Source organism: Stella humosa (assembly GCF_006738645.1).
GTDB classification, from domain to species: domain Bacteria; phylum Pseudomonadota; class Alphaproteobacteria; order ATCC43930; family Allostellaceae; genus Allostella; species Allostella humosa.
The window spans coordinates 2,767,373-2,780,982 of record NZ_AP019700.1; the positions used below are offsets into that span (position 1 = coordinate 2,767,373).

The window sequence follows — 13,610 nt, forward strand, 5'->3', positions numbered from 1 at the left end:
CCCCGGCGCCACACCACGAGGAACGGATGCAGGACCATTTCCACCGGCCGAACACGGACAGCGCGGTCGAGACGGCGCGCGCAGACCTGGCGGCTGCCTTCCGCTGGGCCGCCCGGCTCGACATGCATGAGGGCGTCTGCAACCATTTCAGCCTGCTGGTGCCGGGGCGGCCGGACCACTTCCTGATCAACCCCCATGGCCGCCATTTCGGCGAGATGCGGGCGAGCGACCTGCTGATGGTCGACGCCGACGGCAAGCTGGTGGAGGGCGACAGCCCGCCGGAGCCGACCGCCTTCTTCATCCATTGGCGCATCCATCGCGCCCACCCCAATGCCGGCTGCGTGCTGCACACCCACATGCCGCACGCCACGGCGCTGACGATGCTGGAAGGCGGCCGGCTGGAGATGGCGCACCAGACCGCCCTGATGTTCCACGACCGCATCGCCTATGACGACGACTACCAGGGCCTGGCGCTGGACGAGGGCGAGGGCGACCGGCTGGCCCGCGTGCTGGGCGACAAGCCGATCGCCTTCCTGGCCAACCATGGCGTCGTCGTTACCGGGGCCACCGTCGCCGAGGCGTTCGACGCGCTCTACTATCTGGAGCGCGCCTGCCGGCAGCAGGTGCTGGCGATGTCGACCGGCCGGCCCCTGAAGCTGGTCCCGCCCGACGTCTGCGAACGCACCGCCCGCCAGATCGACGGCGAGCGCGGCAACGCCTTCGGCCATTTCGCGGCGCTCCGCCGCCTGCTCGACCGCGACGAGCCCGATTACCGGGACTGACCGCTCCTTCTCGCCCCCCTTCGACACCCGACAAATCCGGGAGCCCGCCCTTGTCCTCCGAACTCTGTTTCCTGTCCGCGACCGACCTCCTGGCCGCCTATCGCGCCCGGCGCCTATCGCCGGTCGATGTGACGAAGGCCGTCCTGGCCCAGATCGAGCGCCTCGATCCCGCCATCAACGGCTTCTGCGGCGTCTGGGCGGATGAGGCACTGGCCCAGGCGAAGGCGTCCGAGGCGCGCTGGATCCGGGGCGCACCGGAGGGCCGGCTGGACGGCGTGCCAGTCTCGCTGAAGGACCTGATGATGGTGAAGGGCAAGCCCACCGGGCGCGGCTCCCTCACCTCGTCCGACAGCGACATCGCGGCCGACGACGCGCCGTCGATCGCCCGCCTGCGCGCAGCCAACGCGGTCTTCCTCGGCCGCACGACCACGCCCGAATTCGGCTGGAAGGGCTGCGGCGACAGCCCGCGAACGGGCATCACCCGCAATCCTTGGAACCTCGACCGCAATCCCGGCGGCAGCAGTTCGGGTGCCGCGACGGCGGCCGCCACCGGCATGGGCTGCCTGGCGCTCGGCAGCGACGGCGGCGGGTCGATCCGCATGCCGGCCGGCTTCTGCGGCATCTATGGCCTGAAGGCGAACTACGGCCGGGTCCCGGCCTACCCAGCCAGCGCCTATGGCACGCTGTCGCATGTCGGACCGATGACGCGCACGGTCGACGACGCCGCCCTGATGCTGACGGTGATGGCCGGCCCCGACACGCGCGACTGGCAGTCCCTGCCCGACGCCGGGGTCGACTTCACACAGGCGACCGCCGGCGGCGTCGCCGGGTGGCGCATCGCCTACAGCCCCGACCTCGGCTATGCCAAGGTCGATCCGGAGATCGCGGCCCTGGTGCGCAAGGCGGCGGAAAAATTCTCCGCCATGGGTGCCATCGTCGAGGAGGTGTCGCCCGGTTTCGCCAACCCGCTCGAGCTTTTCCGCATCCACTGGTATGCGGGTGCCGCCAACCTGATGCGCAGCTTCCCGCCCGAGAAGCAGGCCCTCATGGACCCCGGCTTGCTCCAGATCGCCGACGAAGGCGCCCGCTACTCGCTGATGGAGTACATGGAGGCCATGGGCGAGCGCGAGGCGCTGGGCCAGCACATGAAGCGCTTCCACGAGACCTATCGCCTGCTGCTGACGCCGACATTGCCGCTGCCGGCCTTCGAGGCGGGCGAGGAGTTCCCGGTCGACTCCGGCATGACGCGCTGGTTCGACTGGACCCCCTTCTCCTACCCCTTCAACCTGACGCGGCAGCCGGCGGCCACCATTCCCTGCGGCGTCACCTCGGGCGGGCTGCCGGCCGGTCTGCAGATCGTGGGCGCGCTCTATGACGAGGCATCGGTGCTGCGCGCCAGCCGGGCTTACGAGGAAGGCACGACGTTCCTGCCGCCGCCGATGGCCAGGACCTGAAGCGATGCCGGCCGCCCGCTTCCGCCTCGTCCTTGCCGCGGATGGCCGGCGGGGCGGCGGCCGGCCGGTCACGCTCACGGCCCTGCGCGGCGCCGTCGACGCCACGGGCCCACCGCCGTCGCCGTGGGTGGGGTATCGCCGGCAGCCGGGCGAAAGCGAGACTTCCGAAACGGCGACCGGCCGTCGACGGACCTTCGGGGAGGACGCCACGGTCGCCGTCGAGACCGCGACCTGGCGGCTGGCCGGGGCGGAATGGCGCCAGCGCCGGATCGTGCTGGAAGGAAAAGTCGGATCGGACAGCCGGCTCGTTACCTGCGCCGAGGCTCTGGCCCGTTCGCTCCCCTTGCGCCTGACCGTCGACGAGGCTGCCGCCTGGCGGCTCGCGCCCGACCGGCCCGACGCGGTTCGGGTCGTAGCCGACGACCCTGGATCGGCAGAGACTGCCGGCGCGGCATTCCGGCTGGTCGGACGGGCCGCACTCCGACAGGTGCTGGGAAACCTCGAACTGGCGTCGATCGCCAACGCGCCCGAGACGATCCACCAGCTCCGCGTCGGCCTTCGGCGATTGCGGGCAGCACTCCAGCTCTTTTCCGACTGCCTGGACGAGCCGGCGCGGCGCGCCATGGGTGCCCGGCTGAAGGCGATCGACGGCCCCTTCGCGCACCTGCGGGACCTCGATGCCTTCATCGATGAGACCCTGCTGCCGGCCGTCGACGCGACCGGCAGTTCCGATCTTGCCGCCCTGCTGGCAACGGCCCGGCAGGCGCGGGAGAGCGCCGACGCCGGCATCGCCCAGGCCCTGCACGATCCGCAACTCAACCTGGCCATGCTCGCCCTGGTCGACTGGCTGGAGTTCGGCACCGCGCCCTGCGACGGCCGGGGGGCGGATCAGCCGGTCGAGCGCTTTGCCCGGCGCGTCCTCCGCCGCCGCCGACGGCAACTGTTCCGCAGCTTCGACGCGGCGCCGCCACGCACGGCGGAGGACTGGCACAGGGTTCGCATCCTGGCCAAGAAGCTCCGCTACGCAACCGATGCGTTTGCCCCGCTCTATGCGCGGGCGACGACCCGCCCCTTCCGCCGTGCGCTGCAAGAGGTCCAGGACAGCCTTGGTCGATACAATGACGCCGCCGTCGCCGATCGCCTGGCGGCCGGGCTGGGACAACCAACCGCCGCGGCCATGGTCGCCGGCTGGACCGCGCGCCAGCGCGTCGAACAGGTCCGCCGGTTTGGCCGCGCCTGGAAGTCGCTGCGCAAGTGCCCAACTTTTTGGCAGCGGGATTGACGAGACCCTGGGTGGTAGTGCCACCCTTGGCACCGTGAACGGAATTTCAATCCACGGCTGCCTCGCCCCAGGACGGCCTCGCCCATGAGTGAACTGCGCCAGTCCGTCGTCGTCGACCGCATGGTCAAGCGCTACGGCCGGGTGGCCGCCGTCGACGACGTCACCCTTGCGATCGAGCGCGGCGAGTTCGTGACCCTGCTGGGGCCATCGGGGTCGGGCAAGACCACGATCCTCATGGCGATCGCCGGCTTCGTGCAGCCCACGTCGGGCGAGATCCTGCTGGACGGGCAGGCGATCACCCGCCAGCCGCCGGAGCACCGCAATTTCGGCATGGTCTTCCAGGGCTATGCCCTTTTCCCGCACATGACCGTGTTCGAGAACGTGGCCTTCCCGCTGCGCGCCCGCGCTCGCCCCAACGAGGAGGTCGGGCGCCGGGTGAAGGACGCGCTCGAGATGGTGCAGCTCGGCCCCTACGCCACGAGGATGCCCCGCCAGCTCTCGGGCGGGCAGCAGCAGCGCGTGGCGCTGGCGCGCGCGCTCGTCTTCACGCCCCACCTGCTGCTGCTCGACGAACCCTTGAGCGCGCTCGACAAGAAGCTGCGCGCCGAGCTGCAGCTCGAACTGAAGGCGCTGCACGAGCGCGTCGGCCTCACCTTCCTCTACGTCACCCATGACCAGGACGAGGCGCTGTCGATGTCCGACCGCGTCGCGATCCTGCGCGAGGGCAAGCTGGTGCAGTTCGGCCGCCCGCGCGACCTGTACGAGCGCCCGGCCACCCGCTTCGTCGCGGATTTCCTCGGCAAGTCGAACTTCCTGCCGGGTATCGCCCAAGGTGCGGCGGGCGGGGTGCTGCGCTATGCCAGCGGCGGCCTGGACCTCGTGCAGGCGCTGGAGGGTGCCGCCCCGCCGGCCGGGTCGCCGGTGCTGGTGGCATTGCGGCCCGAGAAGATCGCGGTCGTCGCCGACACCCCGCCGGAAACCGCCAACGCGGTCTCTGGCCGCATCGCCCAGTGGAGCTATTCGGGCACGCATTTCCAGTTGCTGGTCGACACCGACAGCGTCGGCCGGATGACGGCGACGGTGCCATCCTGGCGCTGCCGGATCGAGCCCGAGGTCGGGCGCACCGTGCATCTGGGCTGGGACCCCGACGCCACGGTGATCGTCACCGACGACGGCGCCGCGACGGCGGACGCGTGAAGCCCTGACCGCCATATGATCCAGAACAGGGAGACCAAGACCATGCGCGAAGAACAGACATTCGCCCAGGATTGCGCGGAGATCCTGCGCGAGGACCTGGTGGCCGGCCGCATCGACCGCCGCACCTTCATGAAGGGCCTGGTGGCGCTGGGCCTGACGCCCGCCGTGCTGGGCGGTTCGGCCGCCCTGTCGCGCGCGGTCCAGGCGCAGGCGACCAAACCTAAGGAAGTGGTGCTGGCCAATTTCGGCGGCGACGCCGTGCCGGCCTTCACGGATGCCTTCGCCAAGCCCTTCGAGGCCAAGGAAGCGGTCAAGCTGGTGATCGACGGCAGCGGCCCGACCACCGGCAAGATCAAGGCGATGGTCGACGCCAAGAAGGTGATCTGGGACGTCATCGATTCCGGTACCGGGCAGGCAGCCCAGTTGGGCGAGGCCGGCTACCTGGAGCCGATCGACTATTCCATCGTCGACAAGACCAAGCTCGACCCCGAATTCGCCTACAAGTGGGGCGTCATCAACTACTACTTCTCGACCGTGCTGGCCTGGGATTCGACCAAGGTGCAGGGCACGCCGACCTGGGCGGACTTCTTCGACACCAAGAAGATTCCGGGCAAGCGCATGTTCCGCCGCACCGGCCTGGCCATGCTCGAGCCGGCGCTGATGGCCGACGGCGTGGCGCCCGACAAGCTCTATCCGATCGACCAGAAGCGGGCGATGGCCAAGATCGCCTCGATCAAGGCCGACGCGCTCTACTGGAACTCCGGCGCGGAGAGCCAGCAGCTCATGCGCACGGGCGAGTGCGTCATGGGCATCCTGTGGCACACCCGCGCCAACATCCTGGAGCGCGACAGCAACGGCCGCATCAAGTGGACCTTCAACCAGGGCATCGTGCAGCCCGGCATCTGGATCGTGCCGAAGAACCCGCCGGCCGGTTCGGCCTGGGCGCACAAGGCGATCAATGCCATGCAGGACCCGGCCGGCCAGGTGCTGCTGCTGGAGCGCATGGGCAACGGCCCGGCCAACCCGGCGGCATCCGCCCTGGTCAAGCCGGAGTTCGCCAAGGTCAACCCCTCCTCGCCCGAGAACCTGGCCAAGCAGGTCAAGTTCGGCGGCGAATGGTGGATGGCCAACCAGGACCAGCTCACCCAGGCCTTCCTCGACATGATCTCGTCGTGATCCCGTGACCGCTTCGACCATCGCCGGCGCCCCGCGGGGGCGCCGGTACTTCTTCGACGAACGGACGGCCTATTGGCTGATGGTGGCGCCCGCCGCCCTGCTGATGGCCGCCTTCTATTTCTACCCGCTGGTCCAGGTGCTGTGGATCAGCGTGACCGAGCCCAAGCCGGGGCTCGGCAATTACGCCCAGCTCTTCACCAGCGCGTCCATCCAGCGCACCATCGTCACGACCTTGCGCATCTGCGTCATCACCACCGCCGTGACGCTGCTGCTGGGCTACGTCGTCGCCTACGTCCTGGTGCACGCCTCGCCCCGGGCGCAACGCTGGCTGTTCCTGGGTGTGCTGGTCCCTCTGTGGATCTCGGTCCTGGTGCGGGCGTTCGCCTGGGTGACGCTGCTGGCGCGCGAGGGGCTGATCAACACGACGCTGCGCGATGCCGGCCTGATCGACCAGCCGATCGCGCTCATCTGGAACGAGCTCGGCATCGTCATCGGCATGGTCCACTACATGATCCCCTATGCCGTGCTGCCGCTCTACGCCAACATGCGCGACATCGACGCGCGCACCATCTCGGCCGCGCGCGGGCTGGGCGGATCGCGTTTCTACAGCTTCCGCCGGGTCTTCCTGCCGCAGAGCATGCCCGGCATCATCGGGGCTACCGTGCTGGTCTTCATCTTCTCGCTGGGATTCTTCGTCACGCCGGCCATCCTGGGCGGCGGCAAGACCCTGATGATCGCGGAATACATCAGCCTGCAGATCCTCGACCTGCTGCGCTGGGGCCTGGGGACGATGCTGGCATCGACGCTGATCCTTTTCATCTTCGTGCTGCTGGCGGCCCTGGCCCGGGTGGTCGACCTGAAGCGGCTGTTCGGGGCGGGCTGAGACATGGCCGACGAAGCCCGCATCGGTGCCGCCCGCCCCACCCGCTCGCTCGGCTGGGCGATCGTCCTCTTCCTGGTGCTGCCCATCACCATCGTCGTCCCGGTATCGCTGACCGACCAGCGCTTCCTGTCGCTGCCGCAGGACGGGCTGTCGCTGCGCCACTACATCAACCTGGTCCAGAGCGCGGACTGGCTGTCGTCGGTGGCGCAGAGCTTCGTCATCGCGCTGGGCTCCATGGTGATCTCGGTCGGCGCCGGCACCTTGTGCGCGATCGGCTGCTGGCGCATCGGCTCGCGCTGGAGCGAGCTGATCCGCGTGCTGATGCTGGTGCCGATCATCGTGCCGACGATCGTCTATGCGCTGGGCCTCTACCGGCTGTGGGTGCAGCTCGACCTGCTCGACAGCTATTTCGGCGTGATGCTGGCCCATGGCGTGACCGGCATCCCCTATGTCGTGATCATCGTCTCGACCTCGCTCGCCAGCTTCGATCCGCGGCTGGAGCAGGCCGCCCGCAACCTCGGCGCCAGCGTGCCCTACACGCTGCGCCGCGTGATCCTGCCCAGCATCCTGCCGGGGGTGATCTCGGGCTCGATCTTCGCCTTCATCCATTCCTGGGACGAACTGGTCCTGGTGCTGTTCATCGCCAGCCGCGCGATCTTCACCCTGCCGCGGCGCATCTGGGACGGCATCAACGAGCATCTCGACCCGACCATGGCCGCGGTCGCGACAGCCCTGGTCGCGGTCACCGCGATCCTGCTGATCCTCGACATGAAGGTGCGCCGCCAGCGTTCCGAGTAGTTCTGCCCCACCCTCCAAGCCCCATGGAGACCTTGCCGATGATCGACCTGGAAGCGGTCAAGCAGACCGCGCTGGACTGGCTTGCCGCCAACAACGACCAGCTTTCCCGCGACCATCTGACGATCTGGGAGATGGCCGAGCCGGCCTGGCGCGAGTACCGCTCGGCCGCTTGGTACGTCGAGCGCCTGCGCGCCGCCGGCTGGACGGTCGAGGAGGGCTCGGCCACCATGCCCACCGCCTTCTGCGCCACCTGGGGCAACGAAGGGCCGGTGCTGGGGGGTTACGCCGAGTATGACGCGATTCCGGGCCGCTCGCAGGCGGCCGTGCCCTACCGCCAGCCGCGCCCGGGCCTCAGCAAGTACGCGCCCGGCCATACCGACCCGCACTCGGGCCTGGGCATCGGCGCGCTGGCCGGGTTCCTGGCGGCCCAGCACGCGATCGAGAAGCACGGCATCAAGGCGCGCCTGAAGTTCCTGGGCGAGCCGGCCGAGAAGATGTGCGGCTCGAAGCCCGTGCACGCCGCCCACGGCTATTACGACGACATCGACGCCGCCATCAGCTTCCATCCGGCCTCCTTCGGCGGGCTGGTGAACAGCGTGCTCTGGGACACCCATTGCGCCCCCTACTGGAGCCGCATCTATACTTTCGAGTGCGACGACCCGGAGACGTGGCTGGCCAAGCAGGCGACCGCCGGCATCCAGCACACCCACGGCGTCGCCCGGGCGCCGGGGGCGATCGATGCGGTCGTGCTGATGTACACGGCGTCGAAGTTCCTGAAGGAGGCGATGCTGCCGCACAATGGCGGCTGGAGTATCAACGAGTTCATCCTGACGGCCGGCCAAGGTGCGGCCGACAACCTGGCGCCCAACATCGGCCAGATCCAGTACGCCTGCCGCGCGCCGTTCGTGGAGATGCAGGAGAAGGTGTTCGACACGCTCGACAACAATGCCGAGCACGCGGCCGCCATCACCCACTGCACCGTGCGCAAGGAGTGGATCACCAAGACACGGCCGGGCCTTGCCAACCACGCGCTGGCCGAGATCACCTATCGCAACTTCGAGCGGGTCGGCCCGCCGAAATGGAGCGAGGCGGGCAAGGCGTTCGGCCGCGAGATCCAGAAGACGCTGGGCATCGAGCCGATGGCCGACCCCTTCCCGCCCGAGCACGAGCGGCTGACCTCCCCGCAAGACGGCGAGGCCTGGTTCCGCGCCAACCTGCCGGCCTGGCAGAAGAACTTCGCGGCCGACGACTATGTCGAATACACGTGGCACGCGCCCACCGTGCGTCTCTATGTCGCCCGCCCGATCCTGCGGTCGCCGGTCGCGGGTTACCGCTACCCCGAATGGACGCGCTTCGCCATGGGTGGCACGCCCGGCACCATCGACCCCATGTGGTCGACCGCGGGCAAGGTGGTGGCGCTGACGCTGGTCGACCTGGGCGGCGACCCGGGCGCGCTGGAACGCTGCCGGGCGGAGTTCCTGGAGCGCACCGGCGGCGGCATCGGTGGCTCGAAATGGATGCCGCCCCTGCTGCCGCACAAGTTCCCGGCCCCCGTCGAGTACCGCTGGCCGGAATATGTCGAGACCGTGCGCGGGCGGGAGTGGACGATCCCCACCACCGCCGGAGAACGCGGCTGACGCGGCTGAGGGAGGATCCGCCATGACGATGATGACCGAGGGCGAATACCGCTACAACATGCTGATCAAGACCTTCGCCTCGACGCCCGAGCCCGGGTTCGAGACGGAGTCCGAGCAGGTTCGCGTCTGGGGCCGGCGCTGGGGCTGCAACAACGATGTCGGCCACCTGCGCATGGTGCTGATGCACCGGCCGGGCGACGAGCTGAAGATCGTCGACCCGGCCAAGCGGCTGCCGGACATCAATGCCTTCGGCGACGTCGAGGAAGGCTGGTACTGGCGCGGCGACACCATCCCGCCGCTGGATGCCATGCAGGCCCAGCACGATGCCCTGGTCGCGGCATTGCGCGAGGAAGGCACCGAGGTCGTGTTCCTCGACCGCTGCGCCAAGGGCCGGATGAAATCCTGCTACACCCGCGACAGCATGATCGCGGTCGATGGCGGCGCCATCGTCACCCGCCTTGGTCCGCCGATCCGGCGCGGCGAGGAGGCGCCGGTGACCCAGACGCTGGCCCGCATCGGCATGCCGATCCTGCGCACCATCCACGGCACCGGCATCCTGGAGGGTGGCAGCTTCGCGTGGATCAACCCCAAGACCGCGGTCCTGGGCGTGTCCAGCCGCTGCAACGACGAGGGTGCGCGCCAACTGGCCGAGGTACTGCGACCGATGGGGGTGGAACTGCTGCTGGTGCCGCTGACCGGCTATCGCCTGCACATCGACGGCAACTTCGTGATGATCGACGCCGATACCGCGCTGATCAACCCGACCCAGCTACCCTTCTGGTTCCTGGAGAAGCTGAAGGAGTTGAAGGTCCGCACGATCGAGGTCAGCCATGAGGACCGCGCGGGCATCGTCAACTGCCTGACCGTCCGCCCCGGCCGCCTGATCATGCCCGAGGGCGTGTCGGAGCGGACGCGCGACAAGATCGAGCAGTTGCAGATCTCGATCCGCGTCGTGCCCTACGAGAACGTGGCGCTCGGCGGCGGCGGCATCCACTGCTCCACCGGCCCGCTGATCCGCGACCCGCTTTGACGGCCGTACAAACAACTACGGCGGGACCGGGGGTCCCGCCGTAGATAGCTTCGCCAGCAACCGGTCGCTGGTCAGCGCCAGACCGGCTCGCCCAGATAGAGGTCGTTCTTGTCGGTGACGGCGCCGGTGCCGGCACCCACGCCGGCGCCGATGAGGGCGCCCGGGATGGCGCCGATGCCGCCGAAGGCCAGCCCGATCACGGCACCGGTGCCGGCGCCCGCGCCGGCGCCACTGGCGACGCGATCGTCAGAACGGCTGCCACAGGCGCCGAGCGCCAGGGCACAGGCCAGCGCGAGACCGATGGGGACCAGCTTCGTGCTCATGGGATCGCCTCCGAGGACCGATTGAAAGGTTGCGCGCGACTCGCTCATGTTCGCGCGATGGCAGGATAACCCCGCGCCCACGGAATGCGTTCCCTGAGTTGGCCCCTATTTGCGCAAGTAGTCGAAGGCCGACAGCACGTGCGTGGTGACGATATGGAGGAACTCCTCCACCGTCACATGCTCGTCGCGCCGGCCCATGCTGACCGGCGATGGCCCGTAGAGATAGGCCGGGATGCCGTCATAGCGCCAATAGCGGGAATCCGACCCGCCCAGGCTCGACAACGGCACCGGCGTGAAGCCCTTCAGGGACTTCACGTTGTCCTGGAGGATGCGCACCATCTCGCCGTTCGGGTCGGCGGCACTCGGCGGATAGGAGTGGGCGTCGAACATCTCCATCGACGCCTCCGGGTGGGCGCCGACGATGGCGCGGACCTCGGCCAGGATCTCGTCGCGGTCGAAGCCGAACGGGATGCGCAGGTCGAACTCGACCATGCAGTCGGGCGCGATCTGGTTGACCTTCAGCCCGCCCTGGATGACGCCCGGGTTGACCGTGATGAAGCGCACGACGTCGGCCGCGCCGTCGCCCATGCCCTTGTTGGTCCCGGCGATCGCCTCGGGCGTGTCCAGCGCGGCGGCGATGTCGGCCGGCATCGGCGCGCGGCGGCCGTGGAACCGTTCCATCTCCTGCACGATGGCAGCGACGATCTTGATCGGGTTGGCCGACAGGTGCGGATAGCCGCCATGGCCGCCGGGCGCCCTGGCGGTCACCCGGAAGCGCAGCGTCCCCTTCTCCATGAAGCGGATGTTGTTGATGCCGGACGGCTCGCCGTTCAGGCAGCAGTCGCCCTTCACCTCGTCCGGGATCGTCTCGAACAGGTAGCGCGTGCCGTACTTGCCGCCCGACTGCTCGTCGGACACGCAGGTCAGCGTCAGCTTGCCCTTCAGGTGCTCGCGCAGGCGGTGGAGATAGGCGTAGGCGAAGACGCCGGCGGCCGTGCCCGTCTTCATGTCCGACGCGCCGCGCCCGAAGATCTTGCCGTCCTTCACCTCGCCCGACCAGCCATAGTCGTCGATCGCCGGGAAGACGTCGATGTGCCCGTTCAGGACGAGGTGCCGTCCCTCGCCCGCACCGCCCTCGTAGGTGCCGACGACATTGGGCATGTGGTCGAAGGCGGCAACGAAGCGGTGCGGCACTTGGCGCGCCTGGAGATAGCGGCTGATATGGTCGGCCGCCTCGCGCGTATCGCCCGGCGGGTTGGCGCTCTTGGCCTGCAGGAAGCCGCTCATGAACCGGATGAGCTCGTCGCGGTCGGCCTCGAGCCAGCCCAGGAGCTGGCGCTTCAGTTCGTCCATCGGGGAAATCCTTTGTGCGGGCGCACGAACGCCGGCCGCCGCGAGCGCCGCGGTCTCACCGGCAGAAAAGGAACCTTCGAGAAGGGAGATTGGGGCGAGTGATGGGGCTCGAACCCACGACATCCAGAATCACAATCTGGCGCTCTAACCAACTGAGCTACACCCGCCGCACGGCGGTTCGTTTAGCCGCTCGCCGCCGCCGGGTCAACAACAGTCCGACCCGGCAAGGGTCCGGACCCGATATTCGGGCCAACATTTCCGGCCGGTCGACGTTGCCGCGTTGCCGCCCTTCGGCGCCTGGGGCATAAGTCCTGCCAGTCTCTTTCCGTACCCAGCGTTTCCCGTACCCCGGAGGTTTTTCCATGCTGCCGCTCGCCGACCGCATGACCCAGCTCGGCACCGAGACCGCGTTCGAGGTGCTGGCCCGCGCCCAGGCGTTGCAGGCCCAGGGCCGCGACATCATCAATCTCGGCATCGGCCAGCCCGACTTCCGGACCCCCGAGCACATCGTCGAGGCCGCCGCCAAGGCGCTGCACGACGGCCATCACGGCTACACCGCCGCCAACGGCATCCCCGCCCTGCGCGGCGCGGTCTCGGCCGACCTGAAGCGCCGGCTGGGCGTCGAGGTCCATCCCGACCGGGTCGTGGTGGTGCCGGGCGGCAAGGTCACGATGTTCTTCGCCATCATGATGTTCGGCCAGGCGGGGACGGAGATCCTCTACCCCAACCCCGGCTTCCCCATCTATGAATCGGTGATCCGCCACTCCGGCGCGACCCCGGTGCCGATCCATCTGCGCGAGGAGAACGGCTTTTCCTTCAGCGCCGAGGAGGTGCTGGCCAAGATCACGCCGAAGACGCGCCTCATCATCATCAACAGCCCGGCCAACCCGACCGGCGGCGTGGTGCCGAAGGCCGAGATCGACGCCCTGGTGAAGGGCCTGGCCCGCCATCCGACCGTCGCCATCATGTCGGACGAGATTTATGGCCAGATGACCTATGACGGCCGCGAGCATGTCAGCCTGCTGAACTATCCCGAGTTGGCCGACCGCCTGATCCTGCTCGACGGCTGGAGCAAGACCTATGCGATGACCGGCTGGCGGCTGGGCTATGCGGTGTGGCCGACCGCGCTGGCCGAGCATGCCACGCGACTGGCGATCAACTGCCATTCCTGCGTCAACGCATCTGCCCAGTATGCTGGCATCGCCGCGCTGGAAGGCCCGCAGGAGCCGGTGCGCGAGATGGTGGCGGCGTTCGCCGGCCGCCGCCGCGTCATCGTCGACGAGCTGAACTCGATCCCCGGCTTTAGCTGCATCGAGCCGGGCGGCGCCTTCTACGCCTTCCCCAACATCACCGGCACCGGCATCGACAGCCGCACCCTGCAGGCCCGGCTGCTGGAGGAGGCGGGAGTCGCCGTCATCTCCGGCACCAGCTTCGGGGAGTTCGGCGAGGGCTACCTGCGCTTCTCCTACGCCAACTCGACCGAGAACATCCGCACGGCCATCGCCCGCATCCGCGAGGCGCTGGCCTCGCCGGCCCGGAAATCTGCCTAAATCGAATGCGGCACCACCGCCCATAATTTAGACAGTTGGTGAAATCCGTGGCACCCTGCGCCGTCCACCTCGCGATATCTTCGTGTTGGGCGCGATCCCAGGATGGCACGGCTCCTGCTTTCACTCTCGCGCATGGCGATGGCGG

Annotated in this window: 12 protein-coding genes and 1 tRNA gene; 10 read left to right on the forward strand and 3 right to left on the reverse strand. The window is 68.8% G+C overall.

Annotated features, from left to right (window positions below; genetic code table 11):
• Positions 1-26: 26 nt before the first annotated feature.
• The 9 genes from STVA_RS12965 to STVA_RS13005 all read left to right on the forward strand — a co-directional run bounded on the left by STVA_RS12965 (position 27) and on the right by STVA_RS13005 (position 10,239).
• Positions 27-782 (forward strand): aldolase, encoded by a 756-nt coding sequence (locus tag STVA_RS12965; RefSeq protein WP_123688351.1) that lies wholly within the window; start codon positions 27-29, stop codon positions 780-782.
• 50 nt (positions 783-832) lie between these two features.
• On the forward strand, positions 833-2,236 hold the full coding sequence (locus tag STVA_RS12970; protein ID WP_123688352.1) for an amidase: 1,404 nt from the start codon (positions 833-835) through the stop codon (positions 2,234-2,236).
• 4 nt (positions 2,237-2,240) lie between these two features.
• On the forward strand, positions 2,241-3,518 hold the full coding sequence (locus STVA_RS12975) for a CYTH and CHAD domain-containing protein (protein WP_170216322.1): 1,278 nt from the start codon (positions 2,241-2,243) through the stop codon (positions 3,516-3,518).
• Positions 3,519-3,602: 84 nt separating this feature from the next.
• A complete protein-coding gene (locus STVA_RS12980) occupies positions 3,603-4,715 on the forward strand; it encodes an ABC transporter ATP-binding protein (protein ID WP_123688354.1) in 1,113 nt (370 codons plus the stop codon).
• A gap of 42 nt (positions 4,716-4,757) precedes the next feature.
• Positions 4,758-5,891 (forward strand): ABC transporter substrate-binding protein, encoded by a 1,134-nt coding sequence (locus tag STVA_RS12985; RefSeq protein WP_170216323.1) that lies wholly within the window; start codon positions 4,758-4,760, stop codon positions 5,889-5,891.
• A 4-nt stretch (positions 5,892-5,895) separates the two neighbouring features.
• Positions 5,896-6,774, forward strand: coding sequence for an ABC transporter permease (locus STVA_RS12990; protein ID WP_245978191.1), 879 nt, complete (start codon positions 5,896-5,898; stop codon positions 6,772-6,774).
• A gap of 3 nt (positions 6,775-6,777) precedes the next feature.
• The gene (locus STVA_RS12995) at positions 6,778-7,572 is read left to right on the forward strand and encodes an ABC transporter permease (RefSeq protein WP_123688356.1); all 795 of its coding nucleotides are present in this window, start codon (positions 6,778-6,780) and stop codon (positions 7,570-7,572) included.
• A 38-nt stretch (positions 7,573-7,610) separates the two neighbouring features.
• Positions 7,611-9,209 carry a zinc-binding metallopeptidase family protein gene (locus STVA_RS13000; RefSeq protein ID WP_123688815.1) on the forward strand — a complete coding sequence of 533 codons (1,599 nt, stop codon included), beginning with the start codon at positions 7,611-7,613 and terminating at the stop codon, positions 9,207-9,209.
• Between the two features lie 22 nt (positions 9,210-9,231).
• Positions 9,232-10,239, forward strand: a complete 1,008-nt coding sequence (locus STVA_RS13005; RefSeq protein ID WP_123688357.1) for a dimethylarginine dimethylaminohydrolase family protein — start codon at positions 9,232-9,234, stop codon at positions 10,237-10,239.
• 71 nt (positions 10,240-10,310) lie between these two features.
• Here STVA_RS13005 and STVA_RS28360 read toward each other — a convergent pair whose 3' ends face one another.
• From STVA_RS28360 to STVA_RS13020, 3 genes are all read right to left on the reverse strand, one after another.
• On the reverse strand, positions 10,311-10,562 hold the full coding sequence (locus STVA_RS28360; RefSeq protein ID WP_123688358.1) for a hypothetical protein: 252 nt from the start codon (positions 10,560-10,562) through the stop codon (positions 10,311-10,313).
• A gap of 105 nt (positions 10,563-10,667) precedes the next feature.
• Positions 10,668-11,915, reverse strand: a complete 1,248-nt coding sequence (locus tag STVA_RS13015; RefSeq protein ID WP_170216324.1) for a M20/M25/M40 family metallo-hydrolase — start codon at positions 11,913-11,915, stop codon at positions 10,668-10,670.
• Between the two features lie 90 nt (positions 11,916-12,005).
• A tRNA-His gene (locus tag STVA_RS13020) sits at positions 12,006-12,082 on the reverse strand.
• A gap of 195 nt (positions 12,083-12,277) precedes the next feature.
• On the opposite strand from STVA_RS13020, the gene STVA_RS13025 reads away from it, so the two are divergent.
• Complete coding sequence (locus STVA_RS13025; protein WP_123688360.1) at positions 12,278-13,465, forward strand: pyridoxal phosphate-dependent aminotransferase; 1,188 nt, start codon at positions 12,278-12,280, stop codon at positions 13,463-13,465.
• The last annotated feature ends 145 nt before the right edge of the window (positions 13,466-13,610 follow it).